At 48.7% G+C, this 22,161-nt stretch carries 25 protein-coding genes, 3 tRNA genes and 1 pseudogene; 21 read left to right on the top strand and 8 right to left on the bottom strand.

The window, feature by feature from the left end; translation table 11 throughout:
* Window positions 1-178 precede the first annotated feature (178 nt).
* From BLD48_RS13165 to BLD48_RS13135, 7 genes are all read left to right on the top strand, one after another.
* Window positions 179-255: transfer RNA gene (locus BLD48_RS13165), tRNA-Met, on the top strand.
* 33 nt (window positions 256-288) lie between these two features.
* Window positions 289-365 (top strand) — tRNA-Met (locus BLD48_RS13160).
* A gap of 107 nt (window positions 366-472) precedes the next feature.
* Window positions 473-919, top strand: a complete 447-nt coding sequence (tsaE, locus tag BLD48_RS13155; RefSeq protein WP_071500611.1) for a tRNA (adenosine(37)-N6)-threonylcarbamoyltransferase complex ATPase subunit type 1 TsaE — start codon at window positions 473-475, stop codon at window positions 917-919.
* Window positions 916-1,569 carry a tRNA (adenosine(37)-N6)-threonylcarbamoyltransferase complex dimerization subunit type 1 TsaB gene (tsaB, locus tag BLD48_RS13150; protein ID WP_071500610.1) on the top strand — a complete coding sequence of 218 codons (654 nt, stop codon included), beginning with the start codon at window positions 916-918 and terminating at the stop codon, window positions 1,567-1,569. Before tsaE ends, tsaB begins: the two co-directional genes overlap by 4 nt.
* On the top strand, window positions 1,562-2,020 hold the full coding sequence (rimI, locus tag BLD48_RS13145) for a ribosomal protein S18-alanine N-acetyltransferase (RefSeq protein ID WP_071500609.1): 459 nt from the start codon (window positions 1,562-1,564) through the stop codon (window positions 2,018-2,020). Before tsaB ends, rimI begins: the two co-directional genes overlap by 8 nt.
* A complete protein-coding gene (gene tsaD / locus BLD48_RS13140) occupies window positions 2,017-3,024 on the top strand; it encodes a tRNA (adenosine(37)-N6)-threonylcarbamoyltransferase complex transferase subunit TsaD (RefSeq protein ID WP_071500608.1) in 1,008 nt (335 codons plus the stop codon). The genes rimI and tsaD overlap by 4 nt, the downstream gene beginning before the upstream one ends.
* A 28-nt stretch (window positions 3,025-3,052) precedes the next feature.
* The gene (locus BLD48_RS13135) at window positions 3,053-3,622 is read left to right on the top strand and encodes a hypothetical protein (protein ID WP_071500607.1); all 570 of its coding nucleotides are present in this window, start codon (window positions 3,053-3,055) and stop codon (window positions 3,620-3,622) included.
* A gap of 43 nt (window positions 3,623-3,665) precedes the next feature.
* Here the strand turns inward: BLD48_RS13135 and BLD48_RS13130 are convergent, their stop codons facing one another.
* Entirely contained in the window at window positions 3,666-4,331 is a 666-nt protein-coding gene (locus BLD48_RS13130; RefSeq protein WP_071500606.1) for a haloacid dehalogenase type II, read from the bottom strand.
* Window positions 4,332-4,490: 159 nt separating this feature from the next.
* On the opposite strand from BLD48_RS13130, the gene BLD48_RS13125 reads away from it, so the two are divergent.
* Window positions 4,491-5,144 (top strand): TVP38/TMEM64 family protein, encoded by a 654-nt coding sequence (locus tag BLD48_RS13125; protein WP_201723156.1) that lies wholly within the window; start codon window positions 4,491-4,493, stop codon window positions 5,142-5,144.
* A 20-nt stretch (window positions 5,145-5,164) separates the two neighbouring features.
* Here the strand turns inward: BLD48_RS13125 and BLD48_RS13120 are convergent, their stop codons facing one another.
* Window positions 5,165-5,620 carry a flavodoxin gene (locus BLD48_RS13120; protein ID WP_071500604.1) on the bottom strand — a complete coding sequence of 152 codons (456 nt, stop codon included), beginning with the start codon at window positions 5,618-5,620 and terminating at the stop codon, window positions 5,165-5,167.
* 106 nt (window positions 5,621-5,726) lie between these two features.
* Window positions 5,727-6,047, bottom strand: coding sequence for a winged helix-turn-helix transcriptional regulator (locus BLD48_RS13115; RefSeq protein ID WP_012371654.1), 321 nt, complete (start codon window positions 6,045-6,047; stop codon window positions 5,727-5,729).
* A gap of 183 nt (window positions 6,048-6,230) precedes the next feature.
* On the opposite strand from BLD48_RS13115, the gene BLD48_RS13110 reads away from it, so the two are divergent.
* Together BLD48_RS13110 and BLD48_RS13105 are read left to right on the top strand one after the other, a co-directional pair.
* Entirely contained in the window at window positions 6,231-6,629 is a 399-nt protein-coding gene (locus BLD48_RS13110) for a DoxX family protein (RefSeq protein ID WP_026830348.1), read from the top strand.
* Between the two features lie 23 nt (window positions 6,630-6,652).
* Entirely contained in the window at window positions 6,653-7,246 is a 594-nt protein-coding gene (locus BLD48_RS13105; RefSeq protein ID WP_071500603.1) for a flavin reductase family protein, read from the top strand.
* 101 nt (window positions 7,247-7,347) lie between these two features.
* Here BLD48_RS13105 and BLD48_RS13100 read toward each other — a convergent pair whose 3' ends face one another.
* A complete protein-coding gene (locus tag BLD48_RS13100) occupies window positions 7,348-7,740 on the bottom strand; it encodes a hypothetical protein (protein WP_071500602.1) in 393 nt (130 codons plus the stop codon).
* Window positions 7,740-9,641: an ABC-F family ATP-binding cassette domain-containing protein gene (locus BLD48_RS13095; protein ID WP_071500601.1), complete on the bottom strand. Its 1,902-nt coding sequence runs from the start codon at window positions 9,639-9,641 to the stop codon at window positions 7,740-7,742. Before BLD48_RS13095 ends, BLD48_RS13100 begins: the two co-directional genes overlap by 1 nt.
* Before the next feature lie 156 nt (window positions 9,642-9,797).
* Between BLD48_RS13095 and BLD48_RS13090 the strand changes: the two genes are divergently transcribed.
* The 9 genes from BLD48_RS13090 to BLD48_RS13055 all read left to right on the top strand — a co-directional run bounded on the left by BLD48_RS13090 (window position 9,798) and on the right by BLD48_RS13055 (window position 17,515).
* Entirely contained in the window at window positions 9,798-10,457 is a 660-nt protein-coding gene (locus BLD48_RS13090; protein ID WP_026830344.1) for a redox-sensing transcriptional repressor Rex, read from the top strand.
* Entirely contained in the window at window positions 10,457-10,663 is a 207-nt protein-coding gene (locus tag BLD48_RS13085) for a twin-arginine translocase TatA/TatE family subunit (protein ID WP_026830343.1), read from the top strand. The genes BLD48_RS13090 and BLD48_RS13085 overlap by 1 nt, the downstream gene beginning before the upstream one ends.
* 7 nt (window positions 10,664-10,670) lie before the next feature.
* A complete protein-coding gene (gene tatC, locus BLD48_RS13080; RefSeq protein WP_026830342.1) occupies window positions 10,671-11,450 on the top strand; it encodes a twin-arginine translocase subunit TatC in 780 nt (259 codons plus the stop codon).
* 111 nt (window positions 11,451-11,561) lie between these two features.
* Window positions 11,562-11,634: transfer RNA gene (locus BLD48_RS13075), tRNA-Ala, on the top strand.
* 248 nt (window positions 11,635-11,882) lie between these two features.
* On the top strand, window positions 11,883-15,626 hold the full coding sequence (locus BLD48_RS13070; protein ID WP_071500600.1) for a S8 family serine peptidase: 3,744 nt from the start codon (window positions 11,883-11,885) through the stop codon (window positions 15,624-15,626).
* A gap of 169 nt (window positions 15,627-15,795) precedes the next feature.
* A complete protein-coding gene (locus BLD48_RS16425; RefSeq protein ID WP_014971497.1) occupies window positions 15,796-15,954 on the top strand; it encodes a hypothetical protein in 159 nt (52 codons plus the stop codon).
* A gap of 58 nt (window positions 15,955-16,012) precedes the next feature.
* Window positions 16,013-16,498, top strand: coding sequence for a hypothetical protein (locus BLD48_RS13065; protein WP_236630030.1), 486 nt, complete (start codon window positions 16,013-16,015; stop codon window positions 16,496-16,498).
* 14 nt (window positions 16,499-16,512) lie between these two features.
* Window positions 16,513-16,989: a hypothetical protein gene (locus BLD48_RS13060; RefSeq protein ID WP_071500598.1), complete on the top strand. Its 477-nt coding sequence runs from the start codon at window positions 16,513-16,515 to the stop codon at window positions 16,987-16,989.
* A gap of 106 nt (window positions 16,990-17,095) precedes the next feature.
* A complete protein-coding gene (locus BLD48_RS13055; protein WP_236630029.1) occupies window positions 17,096-17,515 on the top strand; it encodes a hypothetical protein in 420 nt (139 codons plus the stop codon).
* Window positions 17,516-17,543: 28 nt separating this feature from the next.
* Here BLD48_RS13055 and tnpB read toward each other — a convergent pair.
* A pseudogene (gene tnpB / locus BLD48_RS13050) lies at window positions 17,544-18,716 on the bottom strand (IS200/IS605 family element RNA-guided endonuclease TnpB).
* A gap of 153 nt (window positions 18,717-18,869) precedes the next feature.
* On the opposite strand from tnpB, the gene BLD48_RS13045 reads away from it, so the two are divergent.
* Both BLD48_RS13045 and BLD48_RS13040 read left to right on the top strand, forming a co-directional pair.
* The gene (locus BLD48_RS13045) at window positions 18,870-19,340 is read left to right on the top strand and encodes a hypothetical protein (protein WP_071500597.1); all 471 of its coding nucleotides are present in this window, start codon (window positions 18,870-18,872) and stop codon (window positions 19,338-19,340) included.
* Between the two features lie 33 nt (window positions 19,341-19,373).
* On the top strand, window positions 19,374-19,859 hold the full coding sequence (locus BLD48_RS13040) for a hypothetical protein (RefSeq protein ID WP_071500596.1): 486 nt from the start codon (window positions 19,374-19,376) through the stop codon (window positions 19,857-19,859).
* Between the two features lie 248 nt (window positions 19,860-20,107).
* Here BLD48_RS13040 and BLD48_RS13035 read toward each other — a convergent pair whose 3' ends face one another.
* Both BLD48_RS13035 and BLD48_RS13030 read right to left on the bottom strand, forming a co-directional pair.
* Entirely contained in the window at window positions 20,108-21,115 is a 1,008-nt protein-coding gene (locus tag BLD48_RS13035) for a FecCD family ABC transporter permease (protein WP_071500595.1), read from the bottom strand.
* Window positions 21,112-22,158 (bottom strand): FecCD family ABC transporter permease, encoded by a 1,047-nt coding sequence (locus BLD48_RS13030; RefSeq protein ID WP_071500594.1) that lies wholly within the window; start codon window positions 22,156-22,158, stop codon window positions 21,112-21,114. Before BLD48_RS13030 ends, BLD48_RS13035 begins: the two co-directional genes overlap by 4 nt.
* Window positions 22,159-22,161: the final 3 nt, after the last annotated feature.

The raw sequence follows: 22,161 nt of genomic DNA, 5'->3' as shown, positions 1-22,161 counted from the left end.
CGTTGCCAGGCCATTGAAAGCACCGATCTGCATGTGCAGGTCGGTTTTTCTTTTAAAAAGCAGTCAAAAAAATGATGTTAATATAAGTTCTTTTAGAAAAAACAACAAGAAAATGAAATAACGCTTGTATTTTTTTAAAACACATGTTATATTAATATCTGTCGAAACGTTATATCATCGCGGGGTGGAGCAGTCTGGTAGCTCGTTGGGCTCATAACCCAAAGGTCGTCGGTTCAAATCCGGCCCCCGCAACCAATTTTTATAATTCAAATCCGAAACGTTTATCGTCGCGGGGTGGAGCAGTCTGGTAGCTCGTTGGGCTCATAACCCAAAGGTCGTCGGTTCAAATCCGGCCCCCGCAACCAATTTTAAACTTAACTTCAACTTTACTACGAAACGTTCAGCGTTTCGTATTTTTTTTTGCCTTTTTTATTCGGTACAATGGAGAAAGAGAAGAGGAGGAGGGACACAGATGATGGAACTCGAAATGACAAATCTTGAACAGACGACGGCGCTGGCGGTCGAACTGGGACACCGTGCTTTTTCAGGAATGGTGATTACACTGGATGGCGATTTAGGTGCAGGAAAAACAACGTTTACCCAAGGCTTTGCAAAAGGGCTTGGCGTCACACGGAACGTCAATAGTCCAACGTTTACGATCATGAAGGTCTATTCGGGACGACTGCCGTTGTATCATATGGATGTCTATCGTCTAGAAGGTGGCGATGACATTGGTCTTGAAGAATATTTGAATGGCGAAGGTGTTGTAGTCGTCGAGTGGTCAGAATTGATTGCTGATGTCCTTCCACCGGAACGTCTTGCGATTACGATTGAACGGACAGGTGACGACTCACGGCGTTTCCGCCTTGAACCGATCGGTGAACACTATATTAAGATATGTGAGGGACTAGCCCAATGAAAATCGTCGCGATTGATACATCTACGAAACAATTGTCTGTTGCGTTATCGGACGGACAACAGATTCTTGCCGAGGCTTCTTATGTGACGTCCTTGAACCATGCGACGAAACTGATGCCTTTACTCGAGCGGATGATGCAGGAAGTTAACTGGCTGCCGCGTGATTTGACCCGTATCGTCATCGCCGATGGACCGGGTTCGTATACGGGTCTTCGAATTGGTGCGACGACAGCTAAGACATTAGCGTATACATTAGGAATCGAACTGGTTCCCGTCTCGACGCTTGAATTGATGGCGGCATCAGCCGGATCAACTGGACGAATTGTTGCCATCCAAGATGCCCGTCGCGGGACAGGATTCGTCGGCCTATACGAAAATGGTCAATTAGTCGGAGAAGAGCAGCATACATTAATTGCTGATTTCGTCCAAAATTTACCGACAGATACAAAAGTGACAGGCGATACGGACAAGTTCGTCGCAGAACTTCAGCCGTTCTCGATCGTTGATCCGGCATTCCGCGCACCACGCGCCGGTGTGTTGGCTATGCTGGGCGCAACACGTCAGCCGGTCGATGTTCATTCGTTTGAACCTCGTTACTTGCGTCTCGCGGAAGCGGAAGCCAAATGGATTGAGGCACAACGCCATGACTAATCCATTGATTCGGAAAATGACGGTGGCAGACGCGCCAGGCGTTCATGCCGTAGAATTGGAATCGTTTGCGACGCCTTGGACGTTAGAATCGTTTATTGCGGAAATGACTCAAAACCCCAATGCTTATTATCTGGTCGCAGAGACCGAAGAAATCATCGGATTCGCCGGACTCTGGCACATTGCCGATGAAGGTCATATCACGAACGTCGCGGTGAAGCGGGAAGCACGCGGGAACGGGATTGGGGAAGCATTACTGATTGCGTTGATCGGGCAGGCACGACAGCTTGGTTTACGGGCGATGACACTCGAAGTCCGTGTCTCGAATACACCTGCTCGGACGTTATATGAAAAACTAGGCTTTTTGTATGCCGGAACACGAAAACGATATTACCAAGACAATAATGAAGATGCAGCCATCTATTGGCTGGAACTAGAAGGAGACGAACTATGACACAACCGTTGATATTAGCGATCGAATCCAGTTGTGATGAGACGGCGGCAGCTGTCGTGCGAGGTGGAACAGAAATATTATCGAATGTCGTGTCGTCTCAAATCGAGAGCCATAAGCGTTTTGGTGGAGTCGTTCCGGAAGTTGCGTCCCGCCATCACGTCGAACGGATCACATATGTCATCGATGATGCGTTGACGGAAGCGGGCATCACGATTGAGGAGATTGATGCGATTGCTGTCACGGAAGGACCGGGGCTGGTCGGTGCACTACTCGTTGGAGTCAGTGCGGCGAAAGCGTTAGCCTTTGCCCATGATAAGCCATTACTGGGTGTACACCATATCGCAGGTCATATCTATGCGAATCGTCTTGAACAAGAACTTCAGTTTCCACTTGTCTGCTTGATTGCTTCCGGTGGTCATACGGAATTGATTTATATGCCGGAAGACGGCGTCTACGAAGTAATCGGGGAAACCCGTGATGATGCAGCGGGCGAAGCCTATGATAAAGTCGCACGTACTTTAAAACTGCCTTATCCGGGCGGTCCACGCATCGACCAGCTCGCACAAACCGGACACGATACCTTCCACTTCCCACGGATTTGGCTCGAAAAAGAGTCATACGACTTTAGTTTCAGTGGCTTAAAGTCCTCCGTCATCAATGCCGTCCATAATGCGGAGCAACGGGGAGAAGTCATCATTCCAGAAGATTTGGCAGCCAGTTTTCAGGCGAGTGTCGTCGAAGTCCTCGTGACAAAAGCCATTCGTGCCGTCAAAGAAAAGGGCGGCAAACAGTTGCTCGTTGCCGGTGGAGTTGCGGCGAACCAAGGGTTACGTAACGGTTTGACGGAGGCCTGTCAACGGGAAGGGATCGAGTTAGTCATCCCGCCGATGCACTTATGCGGTGATAATGCCGCGATGATCGGAGCGGCAGCGATTCATCCCTACCGAGCGGGTCGCCAATCGACACTTGCCATGAATGCCGAACCTGGGCTAGATTTAAAGTGAGGAATTCGAGAGACATGGGGGAAATGGAATGAAAAAAGTCATCATCGTGTTATTAGGTGTGCTCGTCATTGTCGCAATCGGCTTACAGATTCGTGAAATCGTCGATGCCTATCAAATCGCCTATAAAGAGGAACTTGTGCCAGATAAAAAAGCAGTCGAAGCGAATACGAAACAACAACCGCTGTTCGAAATTGGTCGGGCGGAAGGGGAACAGACACGAATCGAAAAACTGTATGCGTTTGATCAGACCGTCAATGGTGAATTGAAAAACGTCGTCCTCGTCGACCGGAAGTATGGTTTGACGAATAAAGCGAGTGATGATTTCTTTACGATTGCACCAGGCAAGCCGGCAACGGAGCAAGAAAAGAAATCATTCCAACCGATGATTGATCGTCTGGATAGCGAACAAATCCAAGCCGAGGTCATCTCAAAACACCAGGTCGTCGCAAGCGAAAATAATAAAAAACGAACAGTGACGCTCTATAAAGTCTTTTATAAAGATACCGATCAAAAAGAATACCTCTTCTTCATTGAAAAAGACGGTGGCTTGAAACTTGATCTCTTTAAAAAAGGGTACTCGCGTCTCGCAAACTATTAACAAAAGCGATGTTCCTCCAAAACAGGGGGAAACATCGCTTTTGTCATTTCCATTCGAGTAAACCATTCAAATCGTCATAGATGCTGTCCGGATCAAGGTTCAACTCTTCAACAGGCAGACCCGACCGATTGATCCAGGCCGTCCGAAACCCAAAACTTTTGGCGCCGGTGATGTCCCAACCGTTTGACGACATGAACAGGACTTCTTCTCGTTTCAGACCAAGGGTGTTGAGGGCATGCATGTATGAGGCCGGAGTCGGCTTATATTGTTTGATGTCATCGACACTGATGATGTAGTCGAATCGGTCCGCTAGTCCGGATTGTTTGATCAAGGGATCAAGCATATCGTGTGAGCCGTTCGAGAAGACAGCCAATTGTTTACCACGCATCTGTTGCAACACGGTATCGACTTCCGGATAGTGATCGAGTTTCAGATACACATCCATCAGTTCCGTAATATGCTCTTCCGTGACATGCAATTTTAATTGTAAGAGCGCATAACGGAGCGCGTCGCGCGTAACTTGGCTGAACGGAACGTATTGTCCGTTCAACTGACGTAAGAAGGAATACTCCAGTTGCTTTTGGCGCCAGGCTTGGCTGATGGCTTCCCCGTGTTTCGGATACAGTTCTTCTGCTTTTACTTTAACGGAATGGACATCAAATAATGTGCCATAGACATCAAAGACTAATGCTTTAATCGATTGTGTCATAAGTATCACCCTTCTAGTTGAGGTAGTCTCTTTTACTTAGTTCCCGAAAACCAACTTCACTGAAACACATTCAATCAGGAGAAGCAGGCGTGACTCAAGCCGGATTCGGGAAATGACAACAAACACCCCTGATAAACTGGAAAGGAAATGAAATACGTCATGACACGTCAACAAAAAATCGTTCGCATCATTTTGCTCCTGATGATCATAGGCGGTTTGATTTGGTTCAGCCGCTCCTACCTCAATATTAACCCGTCAGATATCAAGGAATGGATTTTATCGTTCGGGATGTGGGCACCTATCCTCTACATTCTGCTTTATACGATCCGTCCGTTGATTTTTTTCCCCGCTTCGGTCTTGTCGATTACAGGCGGACTGGCTTTTGGCGCTCTTATGGGGACCGTTTATACGGTCATCGGGGCGACACTGGGCGCCGTCGTCGCGTTTCTCGTCGCCAAAAAACTGGGTACCGGCTTGATCAAGCAGAAAGATGGTGCCGGCAAAGTCGAACAAATTCAGCGACAACTTGAGAAAAATGGATTTATCTACGTGTTGATCTTCCGCCTGCTGCCGATCTTTAACTTTGATTTGATCAGTTATGCCGCCGGGTTATCGAAGGTCCGGTTATTGCCGTTTTTCCTCGCGACGTTGATCGGCATCATTCCCGGAACGTTTGCCTATAACTTTTTAGGAAGTAGCATCGTTTCGAAGGATCCACGCATCATCATCGGAGCCGTCACTGTTTTTGTTGTGTTGACGATTGTTCCGTGGTACATCCAAAAACGCTGGAAAGCAAAAAAGAACCTCGGCTGACGTCAGCCGGGGTCTTTGGTTTAGGCATGCAAGCGTTGTGACCGCAAGAAAAATTCTTCGGCAAAGGTGTGACAGGCGGCCTGTTTCTCCGGTGTATTCGGATCGAATTCAATCTTCAGTCCAGGAACGACGACTGTCGCGCCGGCCGAAACAAGCGTCTGTTCGAGCGTATCAACGGCTGCACAATATTTCGGATAATCGAGGTCACCGGAACCAAAGGCGGCAGCGGCTAAGCCGTTTAACGTACTTTCACCCAACTCGTCGACGAAGTCTTCTGCTTCGTACGGCAAATCGCCGTCCCCCCATGTGTAGGAGCCGAGTAAAACGGCATCATATTTGGAAAAGTCGGACGGGTATAACTGATCGAGCTCTTGTATATGAACCGTACAGCCCTTGCGCTCGAGTTCCGACTGCAAGATCTGCACGATGTCTTCCGTGTTGCCGGACATGCTGACAAAACCAATCATGATGTTCATCTGAATCATCCTTTCTCCAAGACGTGAACCTCTTTAGTTTAATTGATAATAGTTCTCAATACAAACGTAAATAAAAAGTCTCCCCTGAGCGGAGAGACTTTTTATGTCAGTCTTGGAGCTCGGCCCATTCTTCGATTGAACGAATGACAGGTTCAAGCTGACGACCTTTGTCAGTCAAACTGTATTGAATTTTAATCGGACGTTCCGGAATGACGGTCCGGATGACAATACCTTCCGCCTCAAGTTCCTTCATGCGCTCCGTTAACATACGACCAGATAACTCCGGAATCGCATCTTGAATTTCGTTGAAACGACAGGTCTTCGTCATGAGATGACGTAAAATCAAGCCCGTCCACTTCTTGCCCAAAATTTCAAAGGCATGTTCGACTTTCGGACAAAGGGCAGTCGGAATCAATGTCTCTTCCATCAGCACTCATCCTTTCTATAGTATTAGTATACCCACTTTAACATCAAAATACGAATTATTTTACTTAAAGTAATAAAATAAACAAAAACAAATCTATTTACTTTTAGTAAGCGTTAGTTTATAGTCGTATTTAGGTTACGAAAAGTAATTAAAAAACATTAAGTAAAAGGGAGATTGATCAAGATGATGGATTTAGGATTATTTCTTATTCGATTGGTGATTGGATTAACATTTGCCGCACACGGGACACAAAAATTATTTGGCTGGTTCGGCGGACACGGAATTGCAGGGACAGGCGGCTGGTTCGAGTCGATCGGGATGAAGCCGGGTAAAACACTTGCTTTAACAGCCGGTCTGGCGGAATTAGCGGGAGGTCTCTTGTTTGCGAGTGGATTATTCTTATGGTTCGCAGCAGCCCTGATTATCGGGTCGATGCTCGTTGCGATCATCAAGGTCCACGGTCAAAATGGTTACTGGGTCACGCAGAACGGGTACGAATACAACATGGCACTGATCGTCATCGCACTAGGTGTTGCGTTGATTGGTGCCGGAGATTATTCACTCGCCGCCTTAATCGGGTGATCAGAGAAAGTAGGTAATGAAAGATGAAGTTTGATGCACAGTCACTCAGTCCAAAGGAAAACTACAAGTTATTGATTGGGAGTATCATCCCGCGACCGATTGCCTTCGTGACGACCAAAGGGGCGGACGGAACGGTCAATGCCGCTCCGTTTTCGTTTTTCACGGTCGCTTCGAGCCATCCACCGCAATTATTGATTGCCGTCCAAAAGACGGATCAAGGGGAAAAGGATACGTCCAAAAATATCTTATTAAATAACGAGTACGTCATCCATATCGTCAGTGAAGAGATTATCGAAGCGGTCAATGAGACGGCAGCACCGCTTGCTTACGGTGAAAGTGAACTGGAGCGGACGAACCTGACGTTGATCGAGAGTGATCTGATTGATGTTCCGGCAGTTGCGGAAGCGAAGATCCGGTTTGAACTGAAACTGACGCAACACGTTGAACTGGACGCAGCCGATCTGTTGATTGGGGAAGTCGTGTGTTACCACATCGCGGATGAACTGGTCGACACGTTCCGGATTGATGCGCAAGGGTTAGGTGCCATCGCGCGTCTTGCCGGCAATGATTATGCCAAGATTGGCGACATCTTTACGATTGCCCGGCCGACCAAATAAAAATAAGGCGGATAAAGCCACGCCGAATAGACGAGGGCAGCGGATACGATATCCGCTGCCCTCGTCTATTTCAATTCAATGGAGTTGCCCGGCTGGAAAGATCACTCGACGTTGTGACGCTTGCTGTACTGAAATCCGTCGAGGAGATAAAACAGGACAGCGAGGGCCCAGATGCCGACACAACTGATCAGGAAGGCGACCAGTGGCGAAACGGCACCATAATACATGATGATCATCGGATCGTTGAGCTCAACGAACAGTTGGGTTGTCAGGAGCGTACAGCATAAGCCGGACAACAGACTGATGAACAATCCGCTCCAGGTCTGAATGACGAGACCGACCATACAGGAAATCAAGATGAATAACGGATATACGGCATTAAACGCATCCGGTCGGATGAAGGCCGAGACATAATCGGCGTACATCGGGACGAAGTACAAGACACCGGACAATAACCCCTGGATCAGGTTGATCAGATAACTTTTCGAACGCATCAGTGGAACGACTCCCACTGTTCCATCAACTCAAGCAAGTCGACATCAATCTGATCGCGTTCGGCTGAGAGGGCAGTTGCTTTTGGAATATCATTAAAGACTTCCGGTTCGCACAACAGCTGTTCGATTTCGACCGACCGGTTTTCAAGCCGTTCGATTTCCTGTTCGAGTTGTTCGAGTTGCTGTTTCTTTTTCCGTGCCTCTTTCTGGGCTTCCTTATCAATCGTCTTCGTCGAAGCGACCTTGATCGCTTTTGCTTCTTCCGCTTCGAGACGGGCGATTTCTTCCTTCTCGGCTTTTTTCTCCGTATAGTACGAGTAATCGCCGAGATAATCGGTCACACCGTCAACGCTCATCTCGATGACACGCGTCGCGACACGATCGATGAAGTAACGGTCGTGGGAGACAAATAGTAAGGTTCCTTCATAATCGACGAGTGCATTCTCAAGGACCATCTTCGAATCGAGATCCAAGTGGTTCGTTGGCTCATCCAAAACAAGGAGATTCGTTTTGCGTAACTTCAGCTTCGCGAGTGCCAGTCGTCCCCGTTCGCCGCCCGATAATTCATGAACGAGCTTGAAGACATCATCTCCGCTGAAGAGGAACTGTCCGAGAACGGACCGGACTTCCTGCTCGCGCATCAAGGGCCATTCGTTCCAAATCTCGTCAATGACCCGGTTTCGGTCGTTTAATTCCGCCTGTTCCTGATCGTAGTAGCCGATCGAGACGCCGGTACCGAAACGATAGTCTCCGAACAGCGGTTTCAGCCGACCGACGAGAACTTTCAGTAACGTCGACTTGCCGATTCCGTTTGGACCGACGAGTGCCAGCGATTCCGCACGTTGCAGACGGAAAGTGATATTTTTCGAGACGGCTGCTTCGTAGCCGACGGCGAGTTGATTGACCTGCAGGACGTCATTGCCGCTTTGTTTTTCAATCGGAAACGACAGGACGGTACTGCGTTCGTCGCCATCCGGTCGATCGATCCGGTCGACTTTTTCGAGGCGTTTGCGAACACTTTGCGCCCGTTTTGTCGTCGTCGCGCGGGCGATGTTACGTTGGATGAAGTCCTGCATCTTCGCCAGTTCTTCTTGTTGCTGTTCGAACTGTTTCATTTCCTGCTCGTACAGCGCTGCTTTTTGTTCGAGATACTTCGTATAGTTGCCGGTAAACTTCCGGGACACGTTGCGGGACAACTCATAAACGACGTTGACGACTTGGTCAAGGAAATACCGGTCATGGGAGACGATCAAGACGGCGCCACGGTAACCGGATAAGTAACTTTCGAGCCACGACAGTGTATCGATGTCGAGGTGGTTCGTCGGCTCATCGAGAATCAATAGTTCAGGTGCCTGCAGCAACATTTTCGCAAGGGCGAGACGGGTCCGTTGACCACCGGAAAGTGTTTGAATCCGGCGGGAGTAATCGTCCGGATAAAAACGCATCCCGTGTAAGACGGAGCGGATGTTGGCTTCGAACTGATAGCCGCCTGCTTCCGAGAAGTCGTGTTGTGCCTGATCGTAGGTTTTAAGCAGACGGTCATAAGCGACCGGATCATTTAATATGTGCTCCATCCCCATCTCGATTTCCATCCGGCGCAAGGCACGTTCTTGATCCTGCAGGTGTTCGAAGACGGTCAGCATCTCGTTCCAGATCGATTCGTTGGACTCGAGTCCGCTGTCCTGAGCGAGGTAACCGATCCGGACTTCCTTACTTTTCATGATTTCCCCGGAATCATGTGACAGTTCTCCGGCGATGATTTTTAAAAGTGTCGATTTTCCGGCACCATTTCGACCGACGAGTGCAATCCGGTCCCGTTCCTGTACTTCGAGTTTAATATTTTCTAAAATCAGCTCTACGCCGAATGATTTTGAGAGTTGGTTTACTTGTAAGAGAATCATATCCATCCATCCTTCCACCCTTTAGTCTATCACGAAAAATCCTGCCGAATATAATATTTGTTACTCTATGTGAAGTGGTTTACAATCAAGGAGAGTAGAATTCTTTGCATTGATTTGGGTGCCACGTCAGAACGTGGCCGAAGGGGGAACTGCAGTATGAATGGGCCAGACACAAAAATACCACAAGCGACGGCAAAACGGCTGCCGTTATATTATCGTTTTATCCAGAGTCTCTATAACTCCGGCAAGCTGCGCGTCTCGTCAGCAGAGCTCAGCGAAGCGGTCAAAGTCGACTCGGCGACGATCCGTCGCGACTTTTCCTACTTTGGGGCGTTAGGGAAAAAAGGATACGGTTACAATGTCCAACATTTGCTGACATTTTTCCGTAAAACATTAAACCAAGACGAAGTCACGAATGTCGCCCTCGTTGGGGTCGGACATCTCGGAACAGCGTTTGCAAATTATAACTTTTTAAAGAATAATAGTACTCGTATCGTCATCGCGTTTGACGCCGATGAGGAGAAGGTCGGAACGACGACACAAGACGTTCCGATTTATCACGTGTCTGACATGAAAGAACAAATCGAAGCGAACAAGGTTGATGTTGCCATCTTGACGGTACCGTCGCAGTTCGCGCAGTCAGTAGCGGACGAGTTAGTTGAGTATGGTGTGACCGGCATTCTGAACTTTACACCGGCCCGGTTGAACGTACCGGCCCACGTTCGGGTCCATCACATCGATTTGTCGATCGAGTTGCAGTCACTTGTTTATTTCATGAAGCATTATTCGCAATCAGCTGAAGGAGTGAAATCATAATGGAAAACCTTATTCCGTTAACAGTCGGATTTATGGGACCGGGTAGCATCGCCTTGATCGGTGTCGTCGCCTTGATCATCTTCGGACCGAAGAAATTACCGGAACTCGGCCGCGCCGCCGGTCAAACGTTAAAAGAATTCAAGAGCGCGACACACGGCATCATGGACGATGATAAAGACAAAAAGGACGAAACGAAAGAGAAGTGAGTGAATCATGGCGATCGATCAAGAACAGAGTATGACGACGCATTTAGATGAACTGCGTAAGCGGATCGTCTGGTCGCTCATCATCGTGGTGGTCATGTTCGTCGCAGCCTTTCCGCTTGTCCGTCCGCTTGTCCGATTTTTGCAGGCCGACTTAAAGGAACTTGGAATCGGGCTGAATGCCTTTAACGTGGCAGATCCACTGATGTTGTATCTGAATCTTGCGTTCATCATCGCAATCGTCTTGGCGTCACCGTTTTGGATGTATCAGCTTTGGGCATTCATCCGTCCCGGTCTGCATGACCAAGAACAAAAAGCGACGTTGACCTATATTCCGGTAACGTTCTTCTTATTTTTAGCCGGTATCTCGTTTTCTTACTTTTGGCTGTTACCGTTTTTACTTGAAGTATCGACGGAGCTCGGACAAGAGCTCGGCATCGAACAAGTCATCGGCGTCGAGAACTATTTCAGTTTCCTGATCCGGTTGACGATCCCGTTTGGTGTCTTGTTTCAACTCCCTGTCGTGACGATGTTTTTGACACGACTGGGACTGGTGACGCCGTTCTTCATGCGGAAGAATCGGAAGTATGCCTACTTTGCGTTATTTGTCGTCGCGGCGTTGATCTCACCACCGGACGTCACGTCGCACTTGATGATTTCTGTCCCGTTGTTCGTCTTATATGAAATCAGCATCTTGATCTCAGCACGGACGTACAAAAAAGTACTGATCTTGGAGCAACAAGCAGAACTGGAACGACAGGCGGATTTGATGCGTGACTTAAATAAGTAAGCAGATAGAGACTCTCCCTGTCACTACGGCAAGGAGAGCTTTTTTTGTAAGCGGTCTAATTTTATATTGAAAAAATGAACAGGACTGGTTATACTCATAATAGAAACATGCGGGGGCTTAGCTCAGCTGGGAGAGCGTTTGGCTGGCAGCCAAAAGGTCGTCGGTTCGATCCCGATAGTCTCCATTCCGTTTTATCGATTAAACCTTTGGGAAACCAAGGGTTTTTTTGTGTTTCCTCATCATGATTCCTTTTATGAAAAAGGTAAATATAGGAGTTATTTGCGTTTGAGATGACATAAACCAACAAATACTTTTAAAAAGCACCAAATTTAAATTGTATATTAAGCGAAAATTAATTAAACTAAAAATACAGAATTTTCGTTTAATATGATTTTCGGTCACACTACATCTTTCGGAAAAGGGGAAAAACGAATGAAGAAGAAGATTGCACTGGTAGCAGCCGCCATCATGACATCTTCCAGCCTGGTTCATGCTGAGGGAAGTCTGTCGTCTCAAGGGAAAGCAGATGTACAAAAGCCACAAGCACTCTCACTCAAGAAAACGGGGCAGGAAAAGTCATACAGTCAAAATGAAAAGGTCCGGATTGTCGTCGAACTGGATCAAAAAGCAGCAATCGAGCACGCGCAAGCTCAGAATAAACGCTACAGTGCGTTAAGCAACACGGAAAAAACGATTCTTAAAAATCAAATCGTTAACAAACAGAAGGGAGTCAAAGCAGCAATCGCTCAAAAAGACATCGCGGTTGCCTATAAGGAAAGCTTTACGACCGTCTTGAACGGGTTCAGCGGGGAAGTCAAATATGGTGAAATCAAGGAACTGAAGAAATTAAGCGGAATTAAAAACGTACATATCGCACACGAATATGCGCGTCCGGAAGTCGAAAAGGGCGCAACGCCAAACATGTTACATAGCAAAGACATGGTCAACGCGAAGCAGACGTGGCAGGACTACGGTTATAAAGGGGAAGGCACGATCGTTGCCGTCATCGATACGGGAATCGATCCGACGCACAAGGACATGGTTCTCAGCCCGGAGACAAAAGTCGATTTGACGTCATCAAAAGTCGAAGGCTTTAAATCGTCAAAAGGACTAAAAGGAAACTACTTCACGGAAAAAGTACCATATGGCTATAACTATGCGGATCACGACAGCGAAATCCGTGACCTCGGTCCGGGCGCTTCGATGCACGGGATGCACGTTGCCGGTACAGTCGGTGCCAACGGCGATGAGACGAACGGTGGAATCAAAGGGGTCGCACCTGAGACACAACTTCTTGCGATGAAAGTATTCGGAAACGATCCGGGGATGCCGTCGACATTCAGTGACATCTATATCAAAGCGATTGATGATGCGATTGCGCTTGGCGCAGACGTCATCAACATGAGTCTCGGTTCAACGGCGTCATTCGTCCAAAAAGATGATCCGGAACAAAAAGCGATCGTCAATGCGATGAACAACGGGATTTTATGTGCGATCTCAGCCGGAAACTCGGCATTTGCCGGAAGTGGCGCCGGAAACCCGTACGCGTCGAATCCAGACGTCGGTGTCGTCGGTTCGCCGGGCTTGATCAGCGAATCACTGCAAGTTGCGTCTGTTGAGAACACACAGCTGACACTCGAAGGAATGGCGTTGACGGTTGACGGGCAGGACGCGGGTTACCTCGCGTATCAAAAACAAGATTCACCGAATCCGATTGCGGTCTTCGATAAAGAGAAGATGGATGTCGTCTATGTCGGTGACGGCAGTGAAACGAATTATGCCGATAAAGACGTCAAAGATAAAGTCGTCTTCGTCGTCCGGAACGGCAGCTTCAACTACGGGATGATCCAGGCGGAAGCCGAAAAACAAGGAGCGGCCGGTGTCATCGTCCGCGGTCGGGTCGAGCACGGCGATTACGTCAGCATGGCGCTCAATAAACCAACGATTCCGCTCGTCTCGTTAAGCATTGCCGACGGAAACGAACTCGAAGCGAAAGCAAAAGACGGCAAGGCATTGACGGTGACATTCGACGGAAAAGCGGTCTCTAGTCCGAATCCGGTTGCCGGCGAAATGTCCGACTTCACGTCATGGGGTGTTACACCGAACCTTGACTTCAAGCCGGAAATCACGGCACCAGGCGGAAAAATCTATTCAACGCTCAACGATAACGAGTACGGCGTCATGAGCGGTACATCGATGGCAGCACCACATGTCGCCGGTGGAACGGCGCTCGTCATGCAACGGATCGACAAGGACTTTAAGGTCAGCGGAGCGACACGTGTCAAACTCGCGAAGACGATCTTGATGAACACGTCACGTCCGCAACTCGATAAAGGGAAGTACAATGCGGAAGCGAAAACCGGCAACTATTACTCGCCGCGTCGTGAAGGAGCGGGGCTGATGGACTTGCGTGCGGCGATGAAAACACCGGTCGTCGTGACGGAAACGAAATCGGGCGAAGGAAAAGCAGCCTTAAAACAAGTCGGTGACACGTTCACTTTTACGTTAGACCTGAAGAACTACAGCAATGAGAAGTTAACGTACAAACTGGCCGGTACCGTTCAATCGGATCTCGCAGTGAAAGGTGAAAACCTGCTTGAGGCAAACGGTATCTTCAAAAAAGGAACAGTTGATACGGTTGATGCCAACAAAGGCACGTTCCCGATCTCGTTCACGGTCGGTTCGAAGAAAGCAAGCTCGGTCGCAATCAATGCGAAGAGCACAACAAAAGTGAACGTCACGGTCGACTTAAAAGACACGGTTGATTGGGCGAACGGTGCACCACTCGACACGATCTTCGAAAACGGATACTTCGTCGAAGGATTCGTCCGTCTCGTCGATGCAAACAGCAAAAACCCGGAGTTGACGGTTCCGTATGTCGGCTTTAAAGGGGCATGGGATAAAGCACCGATCGTCGATGCGCCGCTCTATGACGGCAACACATTCTACGGCATCACGGGTCTTGCGACAGAAGTGAAGGATGACTTCAACTTCCTCGGTACGAATGCATCGGGTAAAGTCGTCAAAGAAAAAGTTTCGTTCTCTCCGAACGGCGACGGCAGTGCAGATGAGGCGTTCCCGGTTCTGTCGTTCTTACGGAATGCGAAGAAAGTCGAGTACTCGATTCTCGACCGCAACCAGTCAACACTCCGTAAACTGGAAAGCCAGTCGGATGTCGTCAAGAACTACTACGATGGCGGAGCGGAGCCGGGCTACACACCGGTGACAAATGCCGCGTGGGATGGAACGATCAACGGTTCAAAAGTCAAAGACGGTCTGTACTACTACCAGGTGAAATCAGTCGTCGATTACCCGAATGCGAAATGGCAGACGGCAACGTTCCCTGTTTATGTCGATACGAAAGTACCGGCTGCGACAGTCAAATGGGATGCTGACAAGAAGGCCGTCTCATGGACAGCAGGTGATCAAGGAACGGGCATCGCTTCATTTGATCTTCTCGTCGACGGCAAAAGTGTCTTGAAACAGCCGCTTGCTCCGTCTGTTAAAAATTACACGCTGACGGATCTTCCAAGCCGCGCGAAAGTCACATTCGTCGTCTCTGATTACGCGGGTAACAGCGTCAAGAAAAACGTCAACACATCAGGCGTTGACAAAGCGGTGCCGAGTGTCCAGATCGACACACCGGAAGCACTTGCCTTAACGACGTCGCAACAAGTGACCGTAACAGGTAACGTTGCGGATGAGTCAGGCGTGAAGTCATTTAAAATCAACGGCAAATCCGTGAAATTACGCTGGGATGCCGCGCAACAACACTATGCGTTCAGCCAGAACATCACGTATACGACGGACGGCGTGAAATCGTTTAAAGTCGAAGCGTACGATGGAAAAGGCAACCGTGTTTCCTTCAGCCGTCAAGTCATCATCGATTCGGAACGTCCGACGATCCGCGTGACGGCACCAACAACCGTTTCAAGCAAAACCAAAACAGCGAAGATGACGATCGTCCTGCGCGACAACTACGATGAGTTACGCTTTGATCTGAACGGCAATGCCGAGTACCGTCGTTCGTTCAAAGAACCATACGAGATGCGTGCATTCAAGAAGACAATCACTAAAACCGTCACCTTGAAAAAAGGTCAAAACGTTTACAATCTGAAACTGACTGACTTAGGCGGCCATGTCGTCGAGAAGAAAGTTGTCATTACGAAGAAGTAATCCTTTTACGAAACAGTGCTTGGCAGGATGGAATTCCGTCCTGTCCGGCACTTTTTTACGTTTGGACACAAAACGTTTCCGTCTGAACTGCTGAGACGACGCTTTGTGTGTTTATCAAGTTCCGGGAATGGGAAATTTCTTAATAGGTTATTTTTGAGGGGGAACTACTATGAATCCATTCACAACGTTAATCGCCTTCATCGTCGGCTGTCTTGTTCTGTATCTCGGAATTCGTGATAAGAACGGCTGGTTGATTGGTGTCGCGATGATTCCGTTAGCGATCGTTGCCTATAGCGTCATTTACCTGATCATCCAAGTCTCGGCCTAGAAACTTCTTTTTGAGAAGTTTCTTTTTTTTTGAAACATAACTGGTAAACTGTAAGTATATGACAGTAAAGAGCAAACGAAAGGAACGTGCCCGGATGGAAGTTGGAACAGTTCAACAAACCGAATTAAAAGCGCTTTATCAAGAGATGCATCAACGAACGACTGCTAAAGTATGGGGTGTCCTGGCACTCTTTTTATTCGTCAGCAGCATGATTGAGCAACCGTTGCTGGCCTTGATCATTCCAATTGTGTACTTCGTCTATGATGCCACGGTGCAACACCGGCGTTTTCAAGTGGTTGCCCGTTATACGACGGAGAGATCGGCAAGTCGTCTGTTCCGTCTTCATGTCGGCGTCGGTCTGTTTCAATATGGAGCGTTGGCTATGTTGATTTTTCTTACGGCTGATCGTTCGGCAACGACTTTTTTGCTGGGACTGTGCCTCGTCGTCATACCGTTCTACTGGCTCTGCCGACGCGTTTTGACCTATCGCTCAAAACAGATCGATCCAACCTATATCAGCGAGACAGATATTCAGCAAGGGTGAAGGGAGAGAGACGAATGCAAACGGCACGAGACGAAAGATTGCATGAATTGACGCTTGCCTATATCAACAAGAGTCAGCTGCAAAAAAACGGCTGGCTGATGGCGGCCGTGGCGGCGACGCTCGGTATCTTTTCGGAAACGATGGATTCGGCACTTTACTTCGGTTTGTTGCCGCTTGTGTATCTGATTTTTGATCTTCCGTTTCAGCTGGAGAAACGGAGGATTTTAGAAAGGTATCTCTCTAAAGATCAGGTCATGACACAATCGATGCTGTGGCTTGGAATTCAGATTGTGTTATATGGCACGCTGCTCGTCGTAGTACTTGAGACAAACGATCTCGGCTGGTGGAAGACGGCCTTTTGGATGGCGTTGATTCTAGTGCCACTTTACTTTGCGACCGACTGGCTGTTTAAGAAAATGGCACGTTCAGGCGATCCCGATTTCGTCAGTGATCAGGAAGTGTATAAGCACGTGAAGTATCTGGAAGAATGACAGGGTTAGTTAAAGGAGAGAACATCATGCGTACGGCACGGGACGAACGGTTACACGAATTGACGCTAGCTTACATGGAAAAAGATATCTTAGGGAAAAAATGGTTGTGGACATTCTTACTGCTGATGGGTGTTATCATTTTAATGACCGTGTTCGATTCGGTTCTGTTCTGTACAGTCTCTTATTCCCAGCGGTTTTCCTAACCTCCAATATTCGTTATCAATTCAAAAAGCGCCGGATTCTTGAATCCTATATCGGAGAAGAACTGGCAACCAAACAATGGCGTTTTTGGATCATCTATCAAGTTATCCTGTACACGATCTTCGTCATCCTGATGGTAGCGACGATGGATCGTCCGTTTTGGCAGATGTGGTTGGCGCTTATGATCATCCTCATCCCACTCTATGCAATCTGTGAACGCATGTATAAAAAAATCCAACTGCGTGATGATCCAGATTTCGTTAGTGATCAGGAAGTTCTTGAACTACCTCCACCTACACTTTGCTCAGAGGTGGAGGATTCCTGAGTTATCCGACCTACCGGTCGAAAATTTATCAGGCTAACCCCGTCGTCCCGACGGTTGAAGAAGCTAAGATACGTTCGGCTTCTTGTTTGAGATTCAGTCCTGCGTTCACATCCCGGTCGTGATGGATGCCGCAACTCGGGCATGTCCATTCACGTAAGCCAAGATGTTTCACGTCTTTGTGTTGATGTCCGCAACTGGAGCACAGTTGACTGGAAGCAAAGGTTTTGCCGACTTTTACGACGGTCTTCCCGTACCATTCCGCCTTGTACTCCAACATGCGGAAGAACTCGGACCAGCTGACGTCCGAGATGGCCTTGCTTAACTTGCGATTCTTCTGCATGTTCTTCACCTGCAAGGTCTCGATCCCGATGACGTCGTGGTTTTGGACGATCTCGGTCGATACCTTGTGCAGGAAGTCAGTGCGCTTGTTGGCGATCTTCTCATAGATACGGGCGACCTTCCGCTTCTGCTTCTGATAGTTTCTCGCCTCAGAAAGCGTGATTTTCTTGTTCAGGGCGATGCGTTGACGACGGGAGAGCGTACGCTGTTCGCGCGCCAGTTTCTTCTCAAGCGAACGGAAGTAACGGTCGTTCTTGTATACCGTGCCGTCCGACAGGATGGCGAAGTTCTTGAGTCCGACGTCGACGCCGACAGATGAACCGGTCTTCGGCAATTCGTGGATCTCCTGCTCGACGAGCAGGGAGACGAAATATTTGCCTGAAGCGTTGCGTCAGATCGTGGCGTTCAAGATACGGCCTGTGATGTGTTTCGAATGGGCGAAACGTACCCATTTCAGCTTCGGAAGTTTGAGCTTGTTGCATCCAATCGAAACTTCAGGAAGCTGGTTTTTGCCTTGGATGTTGGTTTTGTACGACTGAACGGGATTGCGCTTGGACTTGAAACGAGGGCGTTCGTTCTGCTTCTTGAAGAAGCGGTCAAACGCATCGGCAAGATGTTTGACGCTGATCTGAACAGATGTACTATCCACTTCCTTCAACCAGTCGAACTCCTGCTTCAACACAGGAATTTCTTTGGAACAAGAACCGTAGGACAGTCCTTTTCCAGTGGTCTTGTACAGTTCATCCCACTTCGCCAAGAAGTGGTTGAAGATGAAGCGCGAACACCCGATCGTCTTCGCGATCAGGATTTCCTGCTCTTTTGTAGGGTAGATTCTGAATTTGTAGGCCTTGTGCTTCAACACTATTTTTCACCTCCTTCAAAGAGAATATACCCGAAAAACAGGCTGGCGATTCATCTCCCACTTTCACTAGGGCTTCGCCCTTAACGTCTAGAAGTGGGAGTATTCTCGCCTAATTTTGATAAAAATGTATAAAAAAATAGGAGAGAAAATTAAATGAATACATTGCTTGAAAAAAATGCACGGTTAAATCTGCTCGGACCGCCGTTGAAAAAAATCCAACACTTGATTCCGATTCCTGTTTTAGTGCTGGCAGTCATCGGTTGGTTCATTCCGAACTTTTGGGAGACGGGGCTGTTTACGTTATTTGCGATTACGGTACTTTGTCTCGGAGGCGTCGTCCGTGAAATCATGCGTTTGCGGATTTTAAAACAACGCTTACCGGCGGAGCTGTATCAACAGACGGTTTTGAGAGTCAGCCGGGCTTCAATGATCGGCTATTTTGTGCCTGTGTTGTTGTTCTACGCGGGCGATCTCTTCCCGCAGTATTCAGGTGTCGCGTTTGCAATGATTCTGATCTGGGTGCTGGTGATTACGTTGTTTGTTTCCAAACTAAATGCGACGGCGAAACAACTGGATCCCGCCTTCGTGACGATGCGGGAGATTGAACAGTACCGGAATAAGTAACTGGTGACTCTTGCAGAAAAGGGAGGGACAAATATGGAAAACATCGAACGCCAACGAAAACAAGATTATCTGCGACTGACGAAACGTGCCCGGCATGTCCAGACGGTATTTTTTCTGCTCGTTTTGGTCGTCTTTCTTTTTCTGGCAGATGATTTGAATTTATCTGAACCGTCGATGCACTACTTTTTATTGCTCCCAGTGCTTGCTTACCAATGGATTGTCCGCTTTTTGAAGTATCGTTACTTCACGACACGGTTTGACGGCATGGAAGTCTGGGACCATTTGGGGTTACCGTACGTCCTGATCACGATCACCGAGCTGTTAATCGTCGTGGGCGCGCAGTTTTTAATTCCGTACGTCCCGCGACCGACATTGATCGGACCAATTCTTGTCTTTTTGCTGTCGGTCTTGTCACTTGATCGTCTCGTCGATTCGCGGATCAAACGACTCGATCCGACCCACCTATCAGAACGCGAGCTGATTCTAGCGGAACGGGAAGCGCGACGCGTAAAATATTAAATAATGATGAACCGATACGTAAAAAACAACAGCGGCGAGAGGAAGTTAAAATTCCTCTCGCCGCTGTTGTTTTTTTAGAAATGATTTGATTTACGAGACTCCTGCAGGAAGAAGCGCAAGGCAACTTGCGCTGTCAGAGACAAACAAGACCCGGTTTCCTGTCCAAATGGACAGGAAAACTGGCTTGTGTCTCGCCTGAGGAAAGCGAGTGAAACAAGAAATCATTTCTTGTTGGTTGATCAGTTTTCTTACTTTTTCAGAAGCAGATAAATAAAGTACGGTGCACCAATCAGCGCAACAACGATACCGGCAGGAATACCGTCCGGATCGGCGATGTTCCGTCCGATCGTATCGGCCAAGACGAGTAACCAACCGCCGATCAACAGGGCAATCGGTAAAAACCATTGATGGCGTGGACCGACGAGCGCGCGGGCGATGTGCGGTGCCATCAAACCGATGAAGGAAATTCCACCCGTGACGGAGACGGCGGATGCAGCGAGTGCGACCGCTGTCAGCAACAGTTGAATCCGTTCCTTCTCAATCGAGACGCCGACGCCGATTGCAACCGGTTCGTTTAAAGCAAGCAGGTTTAATTTATTGGCTTTATAGAGCGTAAACGGAATCAGGACAATCAGCCAGGGCAATAAGGCGTAAACAAACGTCCAGTCCGTGCCCCAGATGTTACCGGCGAGCCACTTAGCGATGAAGTCGACCTTCTCGCGTTTCGTCGACGAAATCAGAATGACCATGATGCCGGACAACGCCATCGAGAAACCGACGCCGGTCAAAATCAGCCGGATCGGCTGCAGTCCGCGGATCCGGTCGTAAGAAAGAGCATAGATCGCGATCGCCGTCAGCAGAGCACCTAAAAAGGCAGCGATCGGTAAGGCATAGATGAATGAACCGACATCGACCGGGAAGTAGAGGAAGAAGATCGCAATCGCGACACCGGCTCCCGTATTGATCCCGATGATGCCGGGGTCGGCCAGCTCATTTCGTGTGATGCCCTGCAGGATTGCACCTGATAAGGCCAGTGCCATGCCGGCGAGCAACGTGATCAAGATCCGTGGCAGGCGCAATGAGAAAAGTACAAAATCTTCTTTGAACGACCCTTGCCCAAACAGTGTCGGAAGCAGGCGGTCGTAGGAGACAGACGCTGGACCAAGACCGATACTGATGACGATCGTCGTGAGTAATAATAGGCTTAAGATTAAAAAGATTAAGCGTTGACGGCGGCGTAAACGAGTTTCCATCATGAGAAAACGTGACCTCCTTTACGGACAATCAATAAGAAGAACGGTAGACCAAGCATCGACACAATCGCGACGACCGGTGTCTCATACGGCGCAAACAGCGTCCGGCCGATCGTATCGGCGAGCAGCATGAACGTCGCCCCGAACACGGCGGTCATCGGCAGGATATAACGGTAATCGGTGCCGACGATGGCCCGGACGATATGCGGAATCATCAGTCCGATGAACGCCATGTTGCCGACTAAGGCGACAGCGGCACCAGCGAGCAGGATGACGACGACGTAAAGCACACCTTTGATCCGCGTGATATTTTGACCAAGCCCAAGCGCCACTTCTTCCGACAGACTGAGAATCGTCAACTGGCGTGAGAAGATCATCGCAATCAATGTCCCGATGAGGATGACCGGTGTGATCGCTTGCAGTTGCCCCCACGTCGTCCCGACAAGCCCGCCTGACGTCCACTGGGAGACGTCCTGGGCAATCTTAAAGTAAAGTCCGATTCCTTCCGCGATCGCGTACAAAAAGGCGGAAATCGCCGAACCTGCCAGAACAATCCGTAGCGGCGAGAAGCCGCCTTGGCGGGAAGCACCGATCCCGAAGACGAGTGCTGCCCCGAATGCTGCCCCGATAAAGCAGGCGAGCATGATGCCGTAATAGTTGATGCCGGGAAGAAAGACGATTGCTAAGGCGAGTGCTGCATTGGCACCGGCCGTCAAGCCGAGCAGACCGGGATCCGCCAGAGGATTACGTGTCATCGCCTGCATGATGGCACCCGAGACGCCGAGTGCCGCGCCGACGAGAATCGCCGCGAGTTCACGCGGGAGGCGAATTTCTTGAATGATTTTTGCTTTATCGTTGAGCGGACCAAACGTCAAGGCGTTCCAGACTTCTCGGATTGACGTATCAGCAGCACCAAACGTCATCGAAATCCAGAACATGACGACGAAGAGGACCAGTCCGAATGAGATTTTTAGTCCAAAGGGTAGTCGAGCGGATGACACAGGTATCGCCTCCAGTTTGTATGAATCAAAAAAAGGAGGGAGCATTGA

The sequence above is a fragment of the Exiguobacterium sp. KRL4 genome (assembly GCF_001870785.1).
Taxonomy (GTDB): Bacteria; Bacillota; Bacilli; order Exiguobacteriales; family Exiguobacteriaceae; genus Exiguobacterium_A.
Note: the sequence above shows the minus strand (reverse complement) of the source record. Positions and strands in the feature narration are given on the sequence as shown.

Bases quoted from the DNA above. Each gene is read 5' to 3' on its own strand.
- BLD48_RS13125 (WP_201723156.1), top strand. From the start codon at position 4,491: ATGACACGTCAACAAAAAATCGTTCGCATCATTTTGCTCCTGATGATC.
- BLD48_RS13100 (WP_071500602.1), bottom strand. From the start codon at position 7,740: ATGCGTTCGAAAAGTTATCTGATCAACCTGATCCAGGGGTTATTGTCC.
- BLD48_RS13060 (WP_071500598.1), top strand. From the start codon at position 16,513: ATGCAAACGGCACGAGACGAAAGATTGCATGAATTGACGCTTGCCTAT.
- BLD48_RS13045 (WP_071500597.1), top strand. From the start codon at position 18,870: ATGAATACATTGCTTGAAAAAAATGCACGGTTAAATCTGCTCGGACCG.
- BLD48_RS13030 (WP_071500594.1), bottom strand. From the start codon at position 22,158: ATGCTCCCTCCTTTTTTTGATTCATACAAACTGGAGGCGATACCTGTG.
- BLD48_RS13120 (WP_071500604.1), bottom strand. From the start codon at position 5,620: ATGAACATCATGATTGGTTTTGTCAGCATGTCCGGCAACACGGAAGAC.
- BLD48_RS13115 (WP_012371654.1), bottom strand. From the start codon at position 6,047: ATGGAAGAGACATTGATTCCGACTGCCCTTTGTCCGAAAGTCGAACAT.
- tsaD (WP_071500608.1), top strand. From the start codon at position 2,017: ATGACACAACCGTTGATATTAGCGATCGAATCCAGTTGTGATGAGACG.
- tatC (WP_026830342.1), top strand. From the start codon at position 10,671: ATGGCGATCGATCAAGAACAGAGTATGACGACGCATTTAGATGAACTG.
- tsaE (WP_071500611.1), top strand. From the start codon at position 473: ATGATGGAACTCGAAATGACAAATCTTGAACAGACGACGGCGCTGGCG.
- BLD48_RS13090 (WP_026830344.1), top strand. From the start codon at position 9,798: ATGAATGGGCCAGACACAAAAATACCACAAGCGACGGCAAAACGGCTG.
- rimI (WP_071500609.1), top strand. From the start codon at position 1,562: ATGACTAATCCATTGATTCGGAAAATGACGGTGGCAGACGCGCCAGGC.
- BLD48_RS13065 (WP_236630030.1), top strand. From the start codon at position 16,013: ATGACAGTAAAGAGCAAACGAAAGGAACGTGCCCGGATGGAAGTTGGA.
- BLD48_RS13105 (WP_071500603.1), top strand. From the start codon at position 6,653: ATGAAGTTTGATGCACAGTCACTCAGTCCAAAGGAAAACTACAAGTTA.
- BLD48_RS16425 (WP_014971497.1), top strand. From the start codon at position 15,796: ATGAATCCATTCACAACGTTAATCGCCTTCATCGTCGGCTGTCTTGTT.
- BLD48_RS13130 (WP_071500606.1), bottom strand. From the start codon at position 4,331: ATGACACAATCGATTAAAGCATTAGTCTTTGATGTCTATGGCACATTA.
- BLD48_RS13035 (WP_071500595.1), bottom strand. From the start codon at position 21,115: ATGATGGAAACTCGTTTACGCCGCCGTCAACGCTTAATCTTTTTAATC.
- BLD48_RS13040 (WP_071500596.1), top strand. From the start codon at position 19,374: ATGGAAAACATCGAACGCCAACGAAAACAAGATTATCTGCGACTGACG.
- BLD48_RS13135 (WP_071500607.1), top strand. From the start codon at position 3,053: ATGAAAAAAGTCATCATCGTGTTATTAGGTGTGCTCGTCATTGTCGCA.
- BLD48_RS13110 (WP_026830348.1), top strand. From the start codon at position 6,231: ATGATGGATTTAGGATTATTTCTTATTCGATTGGTGATTGGATTAACA.
- tsaB (WP_071500610.1), top strand. From the start codon at position 916: ATGAAAATCGTCGCGATTGATACATCTACGAAACAATTGTCTGTTGCG.
- BLD48_RS13070 (WP_071500600.1), top strand. From the start codon at position 11,883: ATGAAGAAGAAGATTGCACTGGTAGCAGCCGCCATCATGACATCTTCC.
- BLD48_RS13085 (WP_026830343.1), top strand. From the start codon at position 10,457: ATGGAAAACCTTATTCCGTTAACAGTCGGATTTATGGGACCGGGTAGC.
- BLD48_RS13095 (WP_071500601.1), bottom strand. From the start codon at position 9,641: ATGATTCTCTTACAAGTAAACCAACTCTCAAAATCATTCGGCGTAGAG.